We start from the raw sequence: 20,669 nt of genomic DNA on the forward strand, positions 1-20,669 counted from the left end.
GTGGGGGCGAAACCCCACGTATTACGTATCTATTTTTTAAATAAGAACTATTTTGGTACGAATGATCTAAGCGGTTCGGCTCGTATACTTGCTAGTTCAAGTCGAGAACTATTACTTTGCTTTTTGTCTGTCGGCTTGGCGAAAAAAGCACACGAGCCGAAAAAAGTTTTGCAAGGACAAAATCAAAAAGAAAAGGCGTTAGCCTTTAGGTGAGGATCAACGAACCGACTTTTTTGATTTTGAGGGTGGAGATTTTTGAGTGGTTTTCTCAAAAATACGACCCGTTCCTTGCGGAACTTTTAGCTCTATATATAAGAGTGAGAAAAGCAAAGTGAAGAAAGTCAGTAATAGCAAGGGTTTATAAGATATGAGGTGTTAATTTTTTTTAACACCTGTGTTAATTTTTTTTAACACCTAAAAAATGTAAAATCATAAACAAAAAAAGATGTCAATATAAAAAATGACATCTAAAATAAGTAAATTGGTAATTTATGTTTTTTCTTATCCCCTTCGATTTTGATATTACGTAATGCCTTGGAAAAAATTTGTTGAGTCGCTCGATCAATATCATCTTTAGGTGCATTACATAATACATTAGGGTTTACAAACCAAGTTCTTGCTGAACAAGTCCTTCCATCTTCAGTTGTTACACCTGTTTCTGCAACCCCTAAAACCCCTTTTTCAAGCAATTCATTCATCATTTTAGAAATAGAAGTTCTTGTTTTCCCTAGTTTCTTAGCTAAATAACTAGGAGATGCTGCATTAGGCTTTATATCATTTCCCTCGTTTTTTTCAACAATAACATTTGATTTAAATTCTAAAAATCTTGAAATCTCAAACAAAAATGCCTTTTCTGGTTGAGTCAGATAACCAATTTCACATAAATAATCAATATTCTCAGTAATCATTTGCACAAACTTCACCCTATCACTAGGTTTTTTCTTCTTCCCAATGAAATAATCCTCACCAGTTGCATTATGCAAAATCTGCAATAATATTTGTTGCTGTTCCCCTGACAAACCAATATTAGCTTGTTCTAAAAAATTTTCAATCTGATTCTCTCTCGTTCTTGCTTTTTTTTCAGCCTGTCCAAAATCTACAACTTTTGTCATAAAATAATTCTCTCCCTTAGTGGAAGGAATCAACTTTTATATGTTAGAATGTATATAGAATATATATTGGTTGATTCCAACCTTATTATGAAAAACCGCCTTGCCGTCCAAAGCTTGGGCGGTTTTTCTCGTTTATACGTCTTTCTATATAATAACATGAAATGTGTTGTTAAAGGTTTCCATCTGTTAAAAATCAATTCTCTTTTTCACCATTACTCGCCTATCTTTCCATATCAAACCCTCGATGTTTATTCATTTCTTTCTTATGTTCCTGTTCAAATTGATTACCTATCCCTTTGTTATCCAACTCATTTTTAATAATCTCTCTAAACCCCTTAAATTTCTCTTTAAAAACTTTTTTCGTCTGTTGATATAAAACCCTTATGTTTGCCTGTAAATCCTTTATATGAACCTTTAACAATCCTATTTCTCTATTTAATACACCAACTTCTTTTTGCAACTGACTTTTTTCTTGTTTCAATGTTCGATTTTCTTCCATCCATCCCTCTGCATGTACTTTTAAACTCTCATTCTCTTTCACAAAATCTGTTTTTCTCAAACGCTCATAATCCTTTTTGATGGTAACCGCTGCATTCACTTGTTTTGTTAATTCTTGATATTGTTCTGGTGATAACACATAATTTCTTGTCTTTTTCTTCGTAATTTCAGCTTTCCCAAACATTTTATCCTGTACTTCTGTTATTACTTCTTTACGCAAAAATGGAATTTTAACAGGTTCATTTGGTACTTGATCCGCAACACTATCTAATTCTTTTTGCCTTTGATTCGCTCTTTTTTCTAACTCTACATAACGCTGGCCAATCAGCAGCAACTTCTCATTTTCACTCTCTACTTGTTGTTTCACTGTTTCTAACTCTTTGGACTTATCAACGACATCACTTTCCAAACGCTTTTTCACTACTTGCAATTCATTCACTTTTTCTTCAGCATTTTCTACATGGTAATTCATCACTTGCAACTGCGTTTCTTTTTCTTGTACTTGATTCTCAACAAATGATTTCGTTTCTGCATATTCCTTATACTGACGGACTTTCATATATTTGTGAGATCCTACATTTGCTCTCTCAAAATCAGGAATATGCTCTTTTGCTAATTCCTCGATATAAGCCGTTTCTAGTGTTCTCCAATTTGCAATCAGTTCCGTTCCTTTTCCTTCTATGCCTTGTTGTTGCAAGGCTCTATCCATTCCGACACGCCTCGTTAAGCCTCGACTACTTTCGAAATTCGGTACATAGTTAATATGTAAATGCGGATTTGCTTCATCATCGTGCAAAACCATGTTATAGACTGCTAAATTTGGATTTCGCTCTTGAAACGCTTCAGCATACTGTTTTAACGCCTCCTTTTTGGCTTCCCTATATTTCGAGTCGTCTTTGCCTTCCCCAATCGCCACGACTAATTCTCGTTGCTCATGCGTCTTTGTATCTTTTCTTATCTTGTCATAGTAATCTTTAATTTTGCGGTCATTCCGTTTTTGTTTCTCGTTATACTTGTCCACCGCTTCTTGAAAGACATCCTTGTATACACTTCGGATGTCCTTTTGAACAAAATAAATATTCTTATCTAACCTGGTTGGATCGATGCCAGGATTTCCATGAATGTTTTCCCTGTTATTATGGCTCAATGAACTTTGGTGGGACTGGTTAAATGAAATAGAGAACAACATAAAGTTCACCCACTTCCCCTAGATTAATTGATACCATAAGTCTAGCAAAGCGACGAAATGGAGTCAATTAACGTAACCCTATACGTATTTTGACACTAACGCATCAAAATCGATAGGGGTCTGCGACGCTTGTCGGCTTCGCCGAGCCATGCCTACCATGGCAAAAACCTCGGACTTTGTCCGAGCCTACTGGGGAAAAATTCCCCAGCCCCCTTTCAAAAAAAAAAAAAAAAAAAAACGTGGGATAGATTTTTTCCAATAAACGCCATTTATTCCACGTTTTCTTAACCACGAGCCTCTAAACCCTCTAACTCCCAAAAGCCATCCCCTAGGGGCAAAACCGCCCTAGGGGGCTAGGGGACCACTTTCTGTAGTTTGCATGAGAGTTCCCCTCATTATAAAGAAACTTTCGCGGCATAATCACTTTATGAGATTCACCTTAAAAACAAAAAATCGTAGTTGTCAAATTAAACAACTACGATCAGCAAATTAAGAAATTAATATATCAAGCTATTGTTTTTAAACTATCAAAATATCATTTAATACTTTAATACAATCAATATCTAATCCATGCTGGACCTACATAACTATCAATCTGATAAGCAACTCTTATTAAAGAAACACCATTTTGTGCTCCAATTGCACTTACTTTTGAACCATATGCAGTATCATATAAATTTTGTGTTCTAACAACATCTACTGTTCTCTTAGGCCAATGAATAAATCTCATATCATAATAAACTTCGTCTTCAGTAGTATAATGCATCCATTTATAACCTAACCATGTATTAACTTGAAGTCTAGCCTGATGTACATTGTCATTATATATTTGTTGAGGACCGATAGCCCCAATTTGATTTCCACCAGTAGGAGAATCATATAAAGCTTTAGTACTTTTAACATTAATCCAATAAACATTATCACCACCATCAATCTCTCCATCAATACTGGCAGCTTTTGCAGATGTAATATTAAAACTTGTAAAAACTAAGAACAACGCAAAAAAAGAAATTAAGATTTTCAAACTTTTTTTCATATACACATCTCCTTAATATTTTTATATAACAGTATTAATGTAATCCAAAAAATAACAAAAATCAATAAAAATAACATTTTTGTTGATTTTTGTATTTACTTAAATTTGGTTTTAACGTGCATTCCCATTGCTTTTTGTTTGGAGTGCTGGTTCGTCGTGTAGGGCCGAGACCCCACGATTTAAAACGTAGCGATATAGCGGATAAGAATAAATCTAGGACGAATGATCTAGCGGTTCGACTCGTATAATTACTAGTCCAAGCCGAGAACCATTGCATTGCTTTTTGTCCTTCGGCTTGGCGAGAAAAGCACACGAGCCGAAAAAAATTTTGCAAGGACAGAATCAAAAAGAAAAGGCGATAGCCTTTAGGTGAGGATTAACAAACCGACTTTTTAATTTTGAGAGTGGAGATTTTTGAGTGATTTTCTCAAAAGATGTCAATATGAAAAATGACATCTAAAATAAATAAATTGGTAATTTATGTTTTTTCTTATCGCCTTCAATTTTAATATTACGTAATGCCCTGGAAAAAATTTGTTGAGTCGCTCGATCAATATCATCCTTAGGCGCATGACATAATACATTAGGGTTTACAAAACCAGATAGGGGTCTGCGACGCTTTTCGGCTATGCCGAGCCATGCAAGCATGGCAAAAAAAGACCTTGGACTCTGTCCAAACCTGCTGGGGAACTCTTCCCCAGACCCCCTTCAATCGAACTCCCCAACCCCTCAATCCTTGAGGGGCTCCCTCGCCGGTAGGCGTCCCCAAAACGTATCGTTTTGGGAAACTGCCAAGAGGTTGAAGAATCAGTTGCACGTGTCAATTCCTTAATGCTCCTTTCATGGATCAGCAAAAACCGCTGATCCATTCCAGTCCGCTTACCATTGACACTTACCGTTTATATGACGAAATAAAAAAGGTAACAAAATGTTACCTTCCAGTTTGGTTTATCTAGGGAATATAGTCATCCCTAGATAAACCAAACCATAACTAATTAAAGCACTTGCAAACACCAAACTTATTTTCAATAACTTGTCTTTTTTGTTAGGCTTTACTTTACTTACAGATTTCCCTTCTACAAAATTGACTATTTGACGATAAGTTTTTAGGTTGTGTTCTTTTTTTATGTTTTCAACCTTCAATGCTGAAAACATAAGCAAACTGAAAAGTACTAAAGGCATTATAAGACCATAATAACCAAAAAAGTAAAACGCAGGTGCGATTGAAATGGGAAGTATAATCATTAATGCCGTCATGATGTACGTCCACTTAAGAAAAATTGATTTTTGAAGTTCTTCTTTCATGATTTTTACATCTCCTTTAACTAAATCATCCAGGGAGACATTAAAGAGAATACTCATCATTAGTAAATTATGAATATCCGGATAGTTTCTTTCATTTTCCCAGTTAGAAATAGATTGTCTGGAAACATAAATTTTTTCTGCTAACTCTTCTTGGGACATATTATCCCGTTTACGAAAATATTGTATCTGTTTACCGAGGTTCATCTTTACATCTCCCTTAAGTTTGAGATTAAGTTTAAGGCTAATTAAAGACTACCAAATTTCTTTATAATAACGTGATTTTGAAGTGTAAAAATGTTTTATCATACTACTTTTTCCCTTGTTTTTAGGTTTAAATGCTGGGTAGTTACAAAAAAGCTAACCCACTCACACTTAAAAGAAAAAGTGAAAGTAAACTTTTGAATATTTGTTTACATAAAATAAAAAGAAGATCAAACTAGAAAAACAATCTAGTTCGGTCTTCTTTTTATTTTAAATTCATTAATGATCGTTTTTTTCACATCACCATAAAATACCATTATTAGCATTCCCAATATAGTTATAAATAAAGAAATTCCTTCATTGCCAATAAATATCCCTATAAATATAAGAGCAATACCTATAAAAAAACCAAAATCATTTTCATCATCATCGTCCTCACATTCATCCTTATCCTTTTTATCTAACTCATCTCTAACATCCTCTGATCCCTTTATTAACTCATCAATTGTTACTTCATACAATTCACTAAGTAAAATCAAATTATCAATGTCAGGATAACTTTTATTGCTCTCCCATTTATAAACAGCTTGTCTAGTCACTCCAACCTTTCGAGCTACATCTTCTTGTGAAAAGCTTTTTGATTCACGAAACTTTTTCAATTGCGAACCTAAATTCATATTATTCACCTCTAAAAAATCATTACATATAAAACCATAATCAATAAAGAAACCATTAGTCTAATACATGTAAACTAATGGTTCACATATTTAAATCCTCACTAAGTTACCCTTTACATTCAATTAATACAATATTATCAAAAAGTAAAAAAAGAATCCCATAAACATAGGACCCTTTTTTTACTTTTCTCGAATGTAAACTTTTAAATATTAGTTTACATTCAAACCACTGAAAACATTAACCTAAAGCCGAATCTTCTGATATCCTTAAAATGAACAACAAAAGTATACATTCAAAACACTGTAAATAAAGAGGTCGAAAAAACATGAACAAAAAACCACATCTCATTGATATCCAACCTATCCGTAACAAAGAACAAATCGAAGATATGAAATGGGCCCTCAAACGTCACTGTTCCGAACGAGATTATATTTTATTACTTACAGGCATTCATACTGGATTACGTGTCAGTGATCTACTTAAACTAGAAACCCAAACCATTTTAAAATTGAAGCGAAAACAAAGAAAAGAATTCAAAATCAAAGAAGGAAAAACAAAGAAAGAACGCATGATTAATCTCACATCGATTTTTGATGAAGTATATTCGTATACCCAAACTGTCGAAAGTACCTGGTTATTTCCTTCTCGGAAAGGAGATCAACCGATTAGTAAGATCCAGGCTTATAGACAATTACAAAAAGCCGGAGATTTTGCCGGTATAGAATCCATTGGTACCCATACCATGCGCAAAACCTTCGGCTATTGGTTTTATAGACAAACAAAAGATGTAGCTATGTTACAAGACATACTCAATCACAGTACACCACAAATTACCCTTAAATATATTGGAATCAATAAAGAAGAAAAAGATAATATACTAGATACATTTTATATTTAATTAAATTCATCTAAAAACCCCCTTCCGTATTCTACGAAAGGGGGTTCCTACTTTTAATCTGTATGTCAACTCCTTAATGCTCACTATGTTCCGCTTACCGTTGACATACACAAAATATAGCTCTCTGCAAGTTTATAATTTTAATCCATAAAATAAACAAATGGTTTATCTCCATTTTTATTTAAAATTACAACAGCTTCATTCTTTTGTGCAGATTTTATTGTTAGTTGGATTTTAGTACTTTTATTATTTTTAAACAGATTTACTGCTTTGTCAGTAACTACTTCTGTCCACTTAATCGCTTCTGATCTGTCATTAATTTCAATATTAAGGCTTATGTTTAACTTTTCAAGTTTATTTTCTTTATAATTTAGCTTAGCACTCACACCAACACTAAAATTCTGATCTTTTGCTGTATCTTTTATTTGTTTAGAAAATTCATCTAACAATTCAACATCTTTATCATGCATCTTCGTCAATTCTTCTGATGGATAAACAAAAGATTGCTCATTTACAGTACTCCATTCTCCTACTTTTTGATCTCCTTTTGCAACAATGCTACTTGAAATAATAGTACCTGCTTTTAAAGAAGTCTTACTTTCTTGTTTAAAAATAGCAAAAGTAATAGGAACTGTTTGTGTAACATCAGACTTATATAATTCTTTTAATAATTCATTAGCTATTTCATTACCTTTATTAAGTATTTCTTCATTAGAATAATTTGAAGTCATAGCTAAACCAACTACGATTCCCCCTAATTCCAATCTATTATTATCTTTTTTAGTAAAATAATCATGTTCAATAATATTAGATACATAAGGAGTTTCTTGTCCTGTTATTATTTTTTCTAACGCTTTTAATGACAAATATTCACTTCTTTGAAAATAATATTTTTTTGTATCAAATTGCTTTAAAGCAATATTCATTAATCCTGTTTCAAATTCATCAACATTTAATTTAGAATTAGTTTTTTCATTAATTGTTCCCACAATTTTTTGTTCTTTTAAAGGTATTACCATTTGATAATACTCATTAGAAATTGAATATTTAGGAATAATACTTTTTTCCTTCTTAGTATTTCCATCCTTTTTAATTATCTGGTCTTCTTTATTCGTTCTCATACTACAGCCAGTTAATATTAATATTAAACTTATTATAAATAATACTATTTGCTTCAATTCTAATAACCACCTTTAACTTTAACTATCAAATTAACTTATACCATAAAATGTATCCTTAAGCATATTTAGTAAACAGGATATCATATTATTAAATATAAAATAATTCCTTAAAAGTCCATAAATGTTATATTTTTATAATTAAGATAACATCAAAATTTTGCGTATTTACAACATTAAGGTAGAAATCCTTGTATCAGTAGGGGTACCGCCAGCATTTCGAAAAAAAACCACGCTAAGCAAAAAAACTAGCTTCTTTTGTAGAGGCTAGTTGACGTAAAATTCGAAGTCTGAAGTAACTTATTATTCTATGCGAGGTCTTTTCTTTTTCTTCAGGAATACAGCTCCTACTATCAGGAGTATCCCAACTCCCAAAAGTCCATAGGATACAGCAGGGTCAGCAATCACAGCCACAGCTACTGATCCATTATTACCTTGGAAGCTGAAAGAGCTAAGAGTGAAACAACCGAATGTAATTAAGAGAAGTCCTGCTATAAATAGAAGTATTCTCAAGCGATACACCGCCTTTTTCTTTTGTTTTCACTATATGCTAATAACCTAAAGAAAAGGATAAACAGCAACCCCCTCCTTATAAAAAAAGAAGATGCTCACAGCATTTCTTATGTACAACAAAATGTCGCCTTATCAAACGCATCTTCAGGAATATAGACTTTATTGTCCTTGATTTTATATGGTATATCGTTTCTTTCCAGCTTATCTATATCAACGCTTTCTGCAGTGTCGCCCCATTGTACATATTCACCGTTGTATTTTTGACAAGCCGATAATCCCAAAATAATCACTAAACATACAAACAAGTTTCCAAAATTCTTTTCCCTCATAACAACCCTCCTCTTCCTTAATGGTACCATTTGGAAGAGGAGGGTTGTTATAAATATTGGATGTATATCCTATACATGTGGGGTTAACATAACGTAACATTATGGGAAGCAAGTTTTTCGTATAAACCTTTTTATATCAAGGATTTCTCTTATTATTTGATAGTATGAAATATGCAGGATTTTATACATTCCCGCCATGGCGAGGGTTTTCGGCTTCTGGTTTGTTGCCGGTTTTACCGAAAAACTGTATAAAATCCTGCATATTATTTGTTCTTTTAAAATTTCATGTACAGTAATTGAAATTCAGTTATTTACCGAACAAGTTAGAGAAGAACCCTTTCTTTTTTCTCTCTTCTTCTTTGACTGCGGCAAGTTGTTGGATACTCCGTATATTTTCCATCAGCATTTTATCTCTTTCATCTGCTCGCTCTTCTTGTCTTTTTAATTGTTGTCCGACTTGTTTAAGGAGCTCGCGATCTGTTTTACGTTCTTCTTCAATTTTTTTTAACAGAGCGTGATAAGAGCGTCGCTCTTGCTCCATTTCTTGGATTTTCTCTATAAGACTTCTGTTAAGTTGTTCTTGATCTTTTACATAATTCATTAATGATTGTATAGCTTCTTCTGTTAAAACAGATGGTTCGGCTGATATAGGATTTAAAGAGTGGGTATCAGAATGGGCTTCGTTTTGGGATTCCTTTTTATTTTCTTGAAGAGCGCCCCCCGCTCTTTCTAAGGAGCGTCCACCTTGACGTCTTGATACAATAACCTTTGCAGCTTGTTCCAAATTAAATTTTTGTTCCTGTACTAAAGTTTTAAACAAAATAAGTGTTTCTTCATCATAGCGGGTATAGTAGCGGGTTCCATCTTCATTCTTTTCCCAGCCATACCCGTTCTTTTCTAGCGCGGCAGCCCACTTTCTTAAAGTGCTTATTCCGATACCTAGCCGCTCGCTCATCTCTTTATTTAGCAAGACATATTCGTATCTTTCCACGCTATCACCTCGCTCTTTAGAATAGCATAAAACGCTCTCTATCCGCTCTTGATCTCGCTCTTAGGTTGTAACATAAAGTGAATCCTGCCGTCTCGTCAAAAGAACCCACCCTTGATGGCTAAAGAGAAGTCCAGCCTTGAGCATATAGGCGAAGACCATGGAAGGTGTGAAGAACTTGGAATAGCAGCACCTAAGAATCTCTTGGGGTAAGGGGAGGGACATGTTAGGAAAATAATTAACGGAACTGGGGATACCCTCTCCATGACTTTCTATGGAAAGTAAAATAGAAACCTAATACTGAGTGACCGTTTTTACTCAAAAAAGTAACGGCAAGCTTTAACATTCCGTGTCATTTTTCATTTCTTTCTTACGCAAAGTGATGTAATGTTCGCCCACTACTATCATTTGTTCAAGAATTGGTTCCAAACTTTTTCCAAAATCTGTTAACGCATATTCTACCTTTGGTGGAACAGACGGGAATACTGTTCGCTGCACAATACCACTCTTCTCCAGTTCCCGCAACTGCACAGTCAGAACATGCCTGGAGACATGCGGAATTAACCGGTGAAGTTCACCAAATCGTCTGGTTTGCTGAAACAATTCATAAATAATCTGAGTTTTCCACTTGCCACTAATCATATGCAGACCTACTTCTACTGGGCAACCAAATATATCATCCTGATACGGCATCTCAACCTCCATATGGTTAGATTTTTATGACTATGTCATCATTTTCTGCGTACTTACATAAGTACGAGAGCTTAGATAAGCTAGAGATATAACCATTATATAGAAAGAAGTGATCTTATGGTATTATCCTTTCGAAAAAGGCCGGTTATGAATCCGGAAGATATGAATGCTGCATTTGCTGAAGCATATAATTCTGGAGACATAACCAACCTGCTTGCTTTATACGAACCAAGTGCTATTCTGATTAACCCAAGTGGGGGCAAAGAACAAGGAATCAATCATATTCATAAAACACTAGAAGATTTATTGCAACTACAAGGTACCATGGTATCCAAAAACATATACTGTATTTCTTTTGAAAATATCGCTTTATTACGTGCCCATTTCACCCTTCATACAGTAGGTGCTGATAGGAGCCCAATACAAATGCAAGGACATACTTCGGAGATTATACGAAAGCAGGTAGATGGTAGCTGGCTGTATATTGTGGATCATCCTTTTGGCGCGGATCTGTTGAGAGAAACGGAACATGGTGTTTAATAAAGAAGTAAGCTTGCCACTTCTTATGAATAGGTTCACCGTAACATAAAAAAATAATAAAAATAAACAACTATTTGGGATACCGCCACATCCCCATCAAGTTAAAGTTTTATAGTATCCCAAAAACGAAAATTTTGTGATTGCTATGAAGTATTTATTTTTGTCAGTTTGATGGTAATGAGGCAGGACTCCTAGTTAAAAAATACAAAAAGAGCCATTAAAAGTGGCTCTTTTTTCATGTAAAGGTATTTTGTGTAATTTCAGATATTCTAAGAAATGTTGATATCATGGGGACGGTGGAGATAAGGGACTACCGATAATGATAGGTTATGTAAACTAATTTTGTATAGGATATTCATAAATCTAGCGCTTCTCAAAGGACTTATTCTTTTCTAATTTCCTAAGTTAATCAGTGATGGTAGCCTTTTATGTACTAGTAAGGAATACTAATATATACTTAAATAGTTTGTTTAGATAGATTTTATCTAAATAATTAATGGAGGATTGATATAGAAATGGAAAACTTCCCAATAATCCGTATGAGAAGAAATCGAAAGGACGATTGGAATCGTCGTTTAATTGCCCAGCATGAATTAACAGTTAATGATTTAATTTGGCCAATATTTGTAAAAGAAGAGGCAGGAGTAGAAGAAATTAATTCTATGCCAGGTCAATTTCGAGTCGGTTTAGATTGTTTAGTTCAACATGTAAAAGAAGCTGTAGAATTAGGGATTCCAGCAATTGCTTTATTTCCAGTTATTCCAGACAGTAAAAAAGATTCAATTGGAACTGAGGCGTTAAATTCGAATAATATAATCTGTCAGGCAGCAAAACTACTTAAGGAGGCATACCCAAATGTCGGTTTAATTGGGGATGTAGCTTTAGATCCTTATACAGATCACGGACATGATGGAATACTTGTTAATGGTTATGTTGATAATGACGAAAGTGTTCGTGTGTTGGTTCAACAGGCATTAATATTAGCAAAGTCTGGAATAGATGTTGTTGCTCCATCTGATATGATGGATGGTCGCATATTTGCCATTCGAATTGCCTTAGATAAAGAGAATTTACACAACACTAGAATAATGTCGTATGCAGCAAAATATGCCTCTAGCTATTATGGTCCTTTCCGTGATGCCTTAAATTCAAGTGAGAGACTTAAAGGGGATAAAAAAACGTATCAAATGGATCCTGCAAACTCGGACGAGGCTTTACGTGAAGTAGAACTAGATATAAAAGAAGGCGCTGATATGATAATGATAAAACCAGGCCTACCTTACTTAGATATTGTTCAACGTGTAAAAACTAAGTTTTCTGTTCCTACTTTTGCTTATCAAGTGAGCGGAGAATATTCTATGATGATGGCGTCTTTTGAAAAAGGTTGGCTAAATCCAGATGAAGTGATTATAGAGACTTTACTTGCATTTAAGCGTGGAGGGTGTGATGGTATTCTCACTTATTTTGCAGTAGATGCTGCCCGTAAAATACAAAGTAAAGAGTAGTGTAAAAAAAGCACCTAGTATTATGATTAGGTGCTTTTTTTACACCTAATATATGGTTTAAATTTAACTTCCGCTTTCGAATTTTATGTAAATAAGCCGTCCACATCAATATGATGGGCGGCTTATTGTATTTTTTGCTAATCATGTTTTTTTCCAAAATATTAGTTATACCCCTGTTTACTAAAAATCGAGCAAGGCGACAACCCTTTTAGGATAAGAAAATGAAATTTCGAGACTGAAAAAACGGTACAGGTTGTAGGAATCTCCTACCAAGTCAAAAACACCGTTTTTGGGGTGTGTGGTCACACACCCGTAGCTTGCCCCTTAACAGGGCGAGCAAAACAAAGAGGGATTTTCCCTCTTTGTTTTTATCTTTTGGTCTTCCATTGCTTTTTGGCTAGAGTGCTGGCTCGTCGTGTGGGGGCGAAACCCCACGTATTACGTATCTATTTTTTAAATAAGAACTATTTTGGTACGAATGATCTAAGCGGTTCGGCTCGTATACTTGCTAGTTCAAGTCGAGAACTATTACTTTGCTTTTTGTCTGTCGGCTTGGCGAAAAAAGCACACGAGCCGAAAAAAGTTTTGCAAGGACAAAATCAAAAAGAAAAGGCGTTAGCCTTTAGGTGAGGATCAACGAACCGACTTTTTTGATTTTGAGGGTGGAGATTTTTGAGTGGTTTTCTCAAAAATACGACCCGTTCCTTGCGGAACTTTTAGCTCTATATATAAGAGTGAGAAAAGCAAAGTGAAGAAAGTCAGTAATAGCAAGGGTTTATAAGATATGAGGTGTTAATTTTTTTTAACACCTGTGTTAATTTTTTTTAACACCTAAAAAATGTAAAATCATAAACAAAAAAAGATGTCAATATAAAAAATGACATCTAAAATAAGTAAATTGGTAATTTATGTTTTTTCTTATCCCCTTCGATTTTGATATTACGTAATGCCTTGGAAAAAATTTGTTGAGTCGCTCGATCAATATCATCTTTAGGTGCATTACATAATACATTAGGGTTTACAAACCAAGTTCTTGCTGAACAAGTCCTTCCATCTTCAGTTGTTACACCTGTTTCTGCAACCCCTAAAACCCCTTTTTCAAGCAATTCATTCATCATTTTAGAAATAGAAGTTCTTGTTTTCCCTAGTTTCTTAGCTAAATAACTAGGAGATGCTGCATTAGGCTTTATATCATTTCCCTCGTTTTTTTCAACAATAACATTTGATTTAAATTCTAAAAATCTTGAAATCTCAAACAAAAATGCCTTTTCTGGTTGAGTCAGATAACCAATTTCACATAAATAATCAATATTCTCAGTAATCATTTGCACAAACTTCACCCTATCACTAGGTTTTTTCTTCTTCCCAATGAAATAATCCTCACCAGTTGCATTATGCAAAATCTGCAATAATATTTGTTGCTGTTCCCCTGACAAACCAATATTAGCTTGTTCTAAAAAATTTTCAATCTGATTCTCTCTCGTTCTTGCTTTTTTTTCAGCCTGTCCAAAATCTACAACTTTTGTCATAAAATAATTCTCTCCCTTAGTGGAAGGAATCAACTTTTATATGTTAGAATGTATATAGAATATATATTGGTTGATTCCAACCTTATTATGAAAAACCGCCTTGCCGTCCAAAGCTTGGGCGGTTTTTCTCGTTTATACGTCTTTCTATATAATAACATGAAATGTGTTGTTAAAGGTTTCCATCTGTTAAAAATCAATTCTCTTTTTCACCATTACTCGCCTATCTTTCCATATCAAACCCTCGATGTTTATTCATTTCTTTCTTATGTTCCTGTTCAAATTGATTACCTATCCCTTTGTTATCCAACTCATTTTTAATAATCTCTCTAAACCCCTTAAATTTCTCTTTAAAAACTTTTTTCGTCTGTTGATATAAAACCCTTATGTTTGCCTGTAAATCCTTTATATGAACCTTTAACAATCCTATTTCTCTATTTAATACACCAACTTCTTTTTGCAACTGACTTTTTTCTTGTTTCAATGTTCGATTTTCTTCCATCCATCCCTCTGCATGTACTTTTAAACTCTCATTCTCTTTCACAAAATCTGTTTTTCTCAAACGCTCATAATCCTTTTTGATGGTAACCGCTGCATTCACTTGTTTTGTTAATTCTTGATATTGTTCTGGTGATAACACATAATTTCTTGTCTTTTTCTTCGTAATTTCAGCTTTCCCAAACATTTTATCCTGTACTTCTGTTATTACTTCTTTACGCAAAAATGGAATTTTAACAGGTTCATTTGGTACTTGATCCGCAACACTATCTAATTCTTTTTGCCTTTGATTCGCTCTTTTTTCTAACTCTACATAACGCTGGCCAATCAGCAGCAACTTCTCATTTTCACTCTCTACTTGTTGTTTCACTGTTTCTAACTCTTTGGACTTATCAACGACATCACTTTCCAAACGCTTTTTCACTACTTGCAATTCATTCACTTTTTCTTCAGCATTTTCTACATGGTAATTCATCACTTGCAACTGCGTTTCTTTTTCTTGTACTTGATTCTCAACAAATGATTTCGTTTCTGCATATTCCTTATACTGACGGACTTTCATATATTTGTGAGATCCTACATTTGCTCTCTCAAAATCAGGAATATGCTCTTTTGCTAATTCCTCGATATAAGCCGTTTCTAGTGTTCTCCAATTTGCAATCAGTTCCGTTCCTTTTCCTTCTATGCCTTGTTGTTGCAAGGCTCTATCCATTCCGACACGCCTCGTTAAGCCTCGACTACTTTCGAAATTCGGTACATAGTTAATATGTAAATGCGGATTTGCTTCATCATCGTGCAAAACCATGTTATAGACTGCTAAATTTGGATTTCGCTCTTGAAACGCTTCAGCATACTGTTTTAACGCCTCCTTTTTGGCTTCCCTATATTTCGAGTCGTCTTTGCCTTCCCCAATCGCCACGACTAATTCTCGTTGCTCATGCGTCTTTGTATCTTTTCTTATCTTGTCATAGTAATCTTTAATTTTGCGGTCATTCCGTTTTTGTTTCTCGTTATACTTGTCCACCGCTTCTTGAAAGACATCCTTGTATACACTTCGGATGTCCTTTTGAACAAAATAAATATTCTTATCTAACCTGGTTGGATCGATGCCAGGATTTCCATGAATGTTTTCCCTGTTATTATGGCTCAATGAACTTTGGTGGGACTGGTTAAATGAAATAGAGAACAACATAAAGTTCACCCACTTCCCCTAGATTAATTGATACCATAAGTCTAGCAAAGCGACGAAATGGAGTCAATTAACGTAACCCTATACGTATTTTGACACTAACGCATCAAAATCGATAGGGGTCTGCGACGCTTGTCGGCTTCGCCGAGCCATGCCTACCATGGCAAAAACCTCGGACTTTGTCCGAGCCTACTGGGGAAAAATTCCCCAGCCCCCTTTCAAAAAAAAAAAAAAAAAAAAACGTGGGATAGATTTTTTCCAATAAACGCCATTTATTCCACGTTTTCTTAACCACGAGCCTCTAAACCCTCTAACTCCCAAAAGCCATCCCCTAGGGGCAAAACCGCCCTAGGGGGCTAGGGGACCACTTTCTGTAGTTTGCATGAGAGTTCCCCTCATTATAAAGAAACTTTCGCGGCATAATCACTTTATGAGATTCACCTTAAAAACAAAAAATCGTAGTTGTCAAATTAAACAACTACGATCAGCAAATTAAGAAATTAATATATCAAGCTATTGTTTTTAAACTATCAAAATATCATTTAATACTTTAATACAATCAATATCTAATCCATGCTGGACCTACATAACTATCAATCTGATAAGCAACTCTTATTAAAGAAACACCATTTTGTGCTCCAATTGCACTTACTTTTGAACCATATGCAGTATCATATAAATTTTGTGTTCTAACAACATCTACTGTTCTCTTAGGCCAATGAATAAATCTCATATCATAATAAACTTCGTCTTCAGTAGTATAATGCATCCATTTATAACCTAACCATGTATTAACTTGAAGTCTAGCCTGATGTACATTGTCATTATATATTTGTTGAGGACCGATAGCCCCAATTTGATTTCCACCAGTAGGAGAATCATATAAAGCTTTAGTACTTTTAACATTAATCCAATAAACATTATCACCACCATCAATCTCTCCATCAATACTGGCAGCTTTTGCAGATGTAATATTAAAACTTGTAAAAACTAAGAACAACGCAAAAAAAGAAATTAAGATTTTCAAACTTTTTTTCATATACACATCTCCTTAATATTTTTATATAACAGTATTAATGTAATCCAAAAAATAACAAAAATCAATAAAAATAACATTTTTGTTGATTTTTGTATTTACTTAAATTTGGTTTTAACGTGCATTCCCATTGCTTTTTGTTTGGAGTGCTGGTTCGTCGTGTAGGGCCGAGACCCCACGATTTAAAACGTAGCGATATAGCGGATAAGAATAAATCTAGGACGAATGATCTAGCGGTTCGACTCGTATAATTACTAGTCCAAGCCGAGAACCATTGCATTGCTTTTTGTCCTTCGGCTTGGCGAGAAAAGCACACGAGCCGAAAAAAATTTTGCAAGGACAGAATCAAAAAGAAAAGGCGATAGCCTTTAGGTGAGGATTAACAAACCGACTTTTTAATTTTGAGAGTGGAGATTTTTGAGTGATTTTCTCAAAAGATGTCAATATGAAAAATGACATCTAAAATAAATAAATTGGTAATTTATGTTTTTTCTTATCGCCTTCAATTTTAATATTACGTAATGCCCTGGAAAAAATTTGTTGAGTCGCTCGATCAATATCATCCTTAGGCGCATGACATAATACATTAGGGTTTACAAAACCAGATAGGGGTCTGCGACGCTTTTCGGCTATGCCGAGCCATGCAAGCATGGCAAAAAAAGACCTTGGACTCTGTCCAAACCTGCTGGGGAACTCTTCCCCAGACCCCCTTCAATCGAACTCCCCAACCCCTCAATCCTTGAGGGGCTCCCTCGCCGGTAGGCGTCCCCAAAACGTATCGTTTTGGGAAACTGCCAAGAGGTTGAAGAATCAGTTGCACGTGTCAATTCCTTAATGCTCCTTTCATGGATCAGCAAAAACCGCTGATCCATTCCAGTCCGCTTACCATTGACACTTACCGTTTATATGACGAAATAAAAAAGGTAACAAAATGTTACCTTCCAGTTTGGTTTATCTAGGGAATATAGTCATCCCTAGATAAACCAAACCATAACTAATTAAAGCACTTGCAAACACCAAACTTATTTTCAATAACTTGTCTTTTTTGTTAGGCTTTACTTTACTTACAGATTTCCCTTCTACAAAATTGACTATTTGACGATAAGTTTTTAGGTTGTGTTCTTTTTTTATGTTTTCAACCTTCAATGCTGAAAACATAAGCAAACTGAAAAGTACTAAAGGCATTATAAGACCATAATAACCAAAAAAGTAAAACGCAGGTGCGATTGAAATGGGAAGTATAATCATTAATGCCGTCATGATGTACGTCCACTTAAGAAAAATTGATTTTTGAAGTTCTTCTTTCATGATTTTTACATCTCCTTTAACTAAATCATCCAGGGAGACATTAAAGAGAATACTCATCATTAGTAAATTATGAATATCCGGATAGTTTCTTTCATTTTCCCAGTTAGAAATAGATTGTCTGGAAACATAAATTTTTTCTGCTAACTCTTCTTGGGACATATTATCCCGTTTACGAAAATATTGTATCTGTTTACCGAGGTTCATCTTTACATCTCCCTTAAGTTTGAGATTAAGTTTAAGGCTAATTAAAGACTACCAAATTTCTTTATAATAACGTGATTTTGAAGTGTAAAAATGTTTTATCATACTACTTTTTCCCTTGTTTTTAGGTTTAAATGCTGGGTAGTTACAAAAAAGCTAACCCACTCACACTTAAAAGAAAAAGTGAAAGTAAACTTTTGAATATTTGTTTACATAAAATAAAAAGAAGATCAAACTAGAAAAACAATCTAGTTCGGTCTTCTTTTTATTTTAAATTCATTAATGATCGTTTTTTTCACATCACCATAAAATACCATTATTAGCATTCCCAATATAGTTATAAATAAAGAAATTCCTTCATTGCCAATAAATATCCCTATAAATATAAGAGCAATACCTATAAAAAAACCAAAATCATTTTCATCATCATCGTCCTCACATTCATCCTTATCCTTTTTATCTAACTCATCTCTAACATCCTCTGATCCCTTTATTAACTCATCAATTGTTACTTCATACAATTCACTAAGTAAAATCAAATTATCAATGTCAGGATAACTTTTATTGCTCTCCCATTTATAAACAGCTTGTCTAGTCACTCCAACCTTTCGAGCTACATCTTCTTGTGAAAAGCTTTTTGATTCACGAAACTTTTTCAATTGCGAACCTAAATTCATATTATTCACCTCTAAAAAATCATTACATATAAAACCATAATCAATAAAGAAACCATTAGTCTAATACATGTAAACTAATGGTTCACATATTTAAATCCTCACTAAGTTACCCTTTACATTCAATTAATACAATATTATCAAAAAGTAAAAAAAGAATCCCATAAACATAGGACCCTTTTTTTACTTTTCTCGAATGTAAACTTTTAAATATTAGTTTACATTCAAACCACTGAAAACATTAACCTAAAGCCGAATCTTCTGATATCCTTAAAATGAACAACAAAAGTATACATTCAAAACACTGTAAATAAAGAGGTCGAAAAAACATGAACAAAAAACCACATCTCATTGATATCCAACCTATCCGTAACAAAGAACAAATCGAAGATATGAAATGGGCCCTCAAACGTCACTGTTCCGAACGAGATTATATTTTATTACTTACAGGCATTCATACTGGATTACGTGTCAGTGATCTACTTAAACTAGAAACCCAAACCATTTTAAAATTGAAGCGAAAACAAAGAAAAGAATTCAAAATCAAAGAAGGAAAAACAAAGAAAGAACGCATGATTAATCTCACATCGATTTTTGATGAAGTATATTCGTATACCCAAACTGTCGAAAGTACCTGGTTATTTCCTTCTCGGAAAGGAGATCAACCGATTAGTAAGATCCAGGCTTATAGACAATTACAAAAAGCCGGAGATTTTGCCGGTATAGAATCCATTGGTACCCATACCATGCGCAAAACCTTCGGCTATTGGTTTTATAGACAAACAAAAGATGTAGCTATGTTACAAGACATACTCAATCACAGTACACCACAAATTACCCTTAAATATATTGGAATCAATAAAGAAGAAAAAGATAATATACTAGATACATTTTATATTTAATTAAATTCATCTAAAAACCCCCTTCCGTATTCTACGAAAGGGGGTTCCTACTTTTAATCTGTATGTCAACTCCTTAATGCTCACTATGTTCCGCTTACCGTTGACATACACAAAATATAGCTCTCTGCAAGTTTATAATTTTAATCCATAAAATAAACAAATGGTTTATCTCCATTTTTATTTAAAATTACAACAGCTTCATTCTTTTGTGCAGATTTTATTGTTAGTTGGATTTTAGTACTTTTATTATTTTTAAACAGATTTACTGCTTTGTCAGTAACTACTTCTGTCCACTTAATCGCTTCTGATCTGTCATTAATTTCAATATTAAGGCTTATGTTTAACTTTTCAAGTTTATTTTCTTTATAATTTAGCTTAGCACTCACACCAACACTAAAATTCTGATCTTTTGCTGTATCTTTTATTTGTTTAGAAAATTCATCTAACAATTCAACATCTTTATCATGCATCTTCGTCAATTCTTCTGATGGATAAACAAAAGATTGCTCATTTACAGTACTCCATTCTCCTACTTTTTGATCTCCTTTTGCAACAATGCTACTTGAAATAATAGTACCTGCTTTTAAAGAAGTCTTACTTTCTTGTTTAAAAATAGCAAAAGTAATAGGAACTGTTTGTGTAACATCAGACTTATATAATTCTTTTAATAAT

The 20,669-nt window shown here is 33.9% G+C and carries 20 protein-coding genes and 2 pseudogenes; 5 read left to right on the forward strand and 17 right to left on the reverse strand.

All coding sequences use genetic code 11. The annotated features are described in order from the left end of the window. On the forward strand, window positions 1-213 hold a 213-nt coding region (locus tag AB1284_RS00005), incomplete at its 5' end, for a hypothetical protein (RefSeq protein WP_429761831.1). Between the two features lie 254 nt (window positions 214-467). On the opposite strand, the gene AB1284_RS00010 is transcribed toward AB1284_RS00005, so the two are convergent. From AB1284_RS00010 to AB1284_RS00035, 6 genes and pseudogenes are all read right to left on the reverse strand, one after another. Next, the gene (locus AB1284_RS00010) at window positions 468-1,112 is read right to left on the reverse strand and encodes a MarR family transcriptional regulator (protein ID WP_429761832.1); all 645 of its coding nucleotides are present in this window, start codon (window positions 1,110-1,112) and stop codon (window positions 468-470) included. 220 nt (window positions 1,113-1,332) lie between these two features. Then, entirely contained in the window at window positions 1,333-2,799 is a 1,467-nt protein-coding gene (locus AB1284_RS00015; protein WP_429761844.1) for a plasmid recombination protein, read from the reverse strand. A gap of 556 nt (window positions 2,800-3,355) precedes the next feature. After that, window positions 3,356-3,835, reverse strand: coding sequence for a hypothetical protein (locus AB1284_RS00020; protein WP_429761833.1), 480 nt, complete (start codon window positions 3,833-3,835; stop codon window positions 3,356-3,358). A gap of 456 nt (window positions 3,836-4,291) precedes the next feature. Further along, window positions 4,292-4,432 (reverse strand): annotated as a pseudogene (locus tag AB1284_RS00025) (MarR family transcriptional regulator); the annotation flags it as partial. A 351-nt stretch (window positions 4,433-4,783) separates the two neighbouring features. After that, complete coding sequence (locus AB1284_RS00030; protein ID WP_429761834.1) at window positions 4,784-5,344, reverse strand: helix-turn-helix domain-containing protein; 561 nt, start codon at window positions 5,342-5,344, stop codon at window positions 4,784-4,786. Between the two features lie 245 nt (window positions 5,345-5,589). Beyond that, window positions 5,590-6,018 carry a helix-turn-helix domain-containing protein gene (locus tag AB1284_RS00035; RefSeq protein WP_429761835.1) on the reverse strand — a complete coding sequence of 143 codons (429 nt, stop codon included), beginning with the start codon at window positions 6,016-6,018 and terminating at the stop codon, window positions 5,590-5,592. Between the two features lie 326 nt (window positions 6,019-6,344). Here AB1284_RS00035 and AB1284_RS00040 point away from each other — a divergent pair, with 326 nt between their 5' ends. Continuing rightward, window positions 6,345-6,917: a tyrosine-type recombinase/integrase gene (locus tag AB1284_RS00040; RefSeq protein WP_429761836.1), complete on the forward strand. Its 573-nt coding sequence runs from the start codon at window positions 6,345-6,347 to the stop codon at window positions 6,915-6,917. 140 nt (window positions 6,918-7,057) lie between these two features. Here the strand turns inward: AB1284_RS00040 and AB1284_RS00045 are convergent, their stop codons facing one another. The 4 genes from AB1284_RS00045 to AB1284_RS00060 form a co-directional block, all read right to left on the reverse strand. Then, a complete protein-coding gene (locus AB1284_RS00045; protein WP_429761837.1) occupies window positions 7,058-8,095 on the reverse strand; it encodes a CamS family sex pheromone protein in 1,038 nt (345 codons plus the stop codon). A 620-nt stretch (window positions 8,096-8,715) separates the two neighbouring features. After that, window positions 8,716-8,937, reverse strand: a complete 222-nt coding sequence (locus AB1284_RS00050; protein WP_429761838.1) for a hypothetical protein — start codon at window positions 8,935-8,937, stop codon at window positions 8,716-8,718. Between the two features lie 307 nt (window positions 8,938-9,244). After that, window positions 9,245-9,928 (reverse strand): MerR family transcriptional regulator, encoded by a 684-nt coding sequence (locus AB1284_RS00055; protein WP_429761839.1) that lies wholly within the window; start codon window positions 9,926-9,928, stop codon window positions 9,245-9,247. Window positions 9,929-10,264: 336 nt separating this feature from the next. Further along, window positions 10,265-10,618 (reverse strand): winged helix-turn-helix transcriptional regulator, encoded by a 354-nt coding sequence (locus tag AB1284_RS00060; RefSeq protein WP_429761840.1) that lies wholly within the window; start codon window positions 10,616-10,618, stop codon window positions 10,265-10,267. A 147-nt stretch (window positions 10,619-10,765) separates the two neighbouring features. Between AB1284_RS00060 and AB1284_RS00065 the strand changes: the two genes are divergently transcribed. Both AB1284_RS00065 and hemB read left to right on the forward strand, forming a co-directional pair. Continuing rightward, window positions 10,766-11,158, forward strand: a complete 393-nt coding sequence (locus AB1284_RS00065; protein ID WP_429761841.1) for a YybH family protein — start codon at window positions 10,766-10,768, stop codon at window positions 11,156-11,158. Window positions 11,159-11,673: 515 nt separating this feature from the next. Then, window positions 11,674-12,663: a porphobilinogen synthase gene (gene hemB / locus AB1284_RS00070; protein ID WP_429761842.1), complete on the forward strand. Its 990-nt coding sequence runs from the start codon at window positions 11,674-11,676 to the stop codon at window positions 12,661-12,663. An 884-nt stretch (window positions 12,664-13,547) separates the two neighbouring features. On the opposite strand, the gene AB1284_RS00075 is transcribed toward hemB, so the two are convergent. The 6 genes and pseudogenes from AB1284_RS00075 to AB1284_RS00100 all read right to left on the reverse strand — a co-directional run bounded on the left by AB1284_RS00075 (window position 13,548) and on the right by AB1284_RS00100 (window position 19,098). Further along, window positions 13,548-14,192: a MarR family transcriptional regulator gene (locus tag AB1284_RS00075; protein ID WP_429761832.1), complete on the reverse strand. Its 645-nt coding sequence runs from the start codon at window positions 14,190-14,192 to the stop codon at window positions 13,548-13,550. A gap of 220 nt (window positions 14,193-14,412) precedes the next feature. Then, window positions 14,413-15,879: a plasmid recombination protein gene (locus tag AB1284_RS00080; protein ID WP_429761844.1), complete on the reverse strand. Its 1,467-nt coding sequence runs from the start codon at window positions 15,877-15,879 to the stop codon at window positions 14,413-14,415. 556 nt (window positions 15,880-16,435) lie between these two features. After that, window positions 16,436-16,915, reverse strand: coding sequence for a hypothetical protein (locus tag AB1284_RS00085; RefSeq protein ID WP_429761833.1), 480 nt, complete (start codon window positions 16,913-16,915; stop codon window positions 16,436-16,438). A 456-nt stretch (window positions 16,916-17,371) separates the two neighbouring features. Further along, window positions 17,372-17,512 (reverse strand): annotated as a pseudogene (locus AB1284_RS00090) (MarR family transcriptional regulator); the annotation flags it as partial. A 351-nt stretch (window positions 17,513-17,863) separates the two neighbouring features. Further along, window positions 17,864-18,424 carry a helix-turn-helix domain-containing protein gene (locus tag AB1284_RS00095; RefSeq protein ID WP_429761834.1) on the reverse strand — a complete coding sequence of 187 codons (561 nt, stop codon included), beginning with the start codon at window positions 18,422-18,424 and terminating at the stop codon, window positions 17,864-17,866. 245 nt (window positions 18,425-18,669) lie between these two features. Continuing rightward, a complete protein-coding gene (locus tag AB1284_RS00100; protein ID WP_429761835.1) occupies window positions 18,670-19,098 on the reverse strand; it encodes a helix-turn-helix domain-containing protein in 429 nt (142 codons plus the stop codon). A 326-nt stretch (window positions 19,099-19,424) separates the two neighbouring features. Here AB1284_RS00100 and AB1284_RS00105 point away from each other — a divergent pair, with 326 nt between their 5' ends. Then, a complete protein-coding gene (locus AB1284_RS00105) occupies window positions 19,425-19,997 on the forward strand; it encodes a tyrosine-type recombinase/integrase (protein WP_429761836.1) in 573 nt (190 codons plus the stop codon). A 140-nt stretch (window positions 19,998-20,137) separates the two neighbouring features. Here AB1284_RS00105 and AB1284_RS00110 read toward each other — a convergent pair. Beyond that, window positions 20,138-20,669: CamS family sex pheromone protein (locus AB1284_RS00110; RefSeq protein WP_429761843.1), on the reverse strand; the 532-nt coding region annotated here is incomplete at its 5' end.

It is taken from the genome of Bacillus sp. S2(2024), assembly GCF_050474045.1.
Lineage (GTDB): Bacteria > Bacillota > Bacilli > Bacillales > Bacillaceae_G > Bacillus_A > Bacillus_A yunxiaonensis.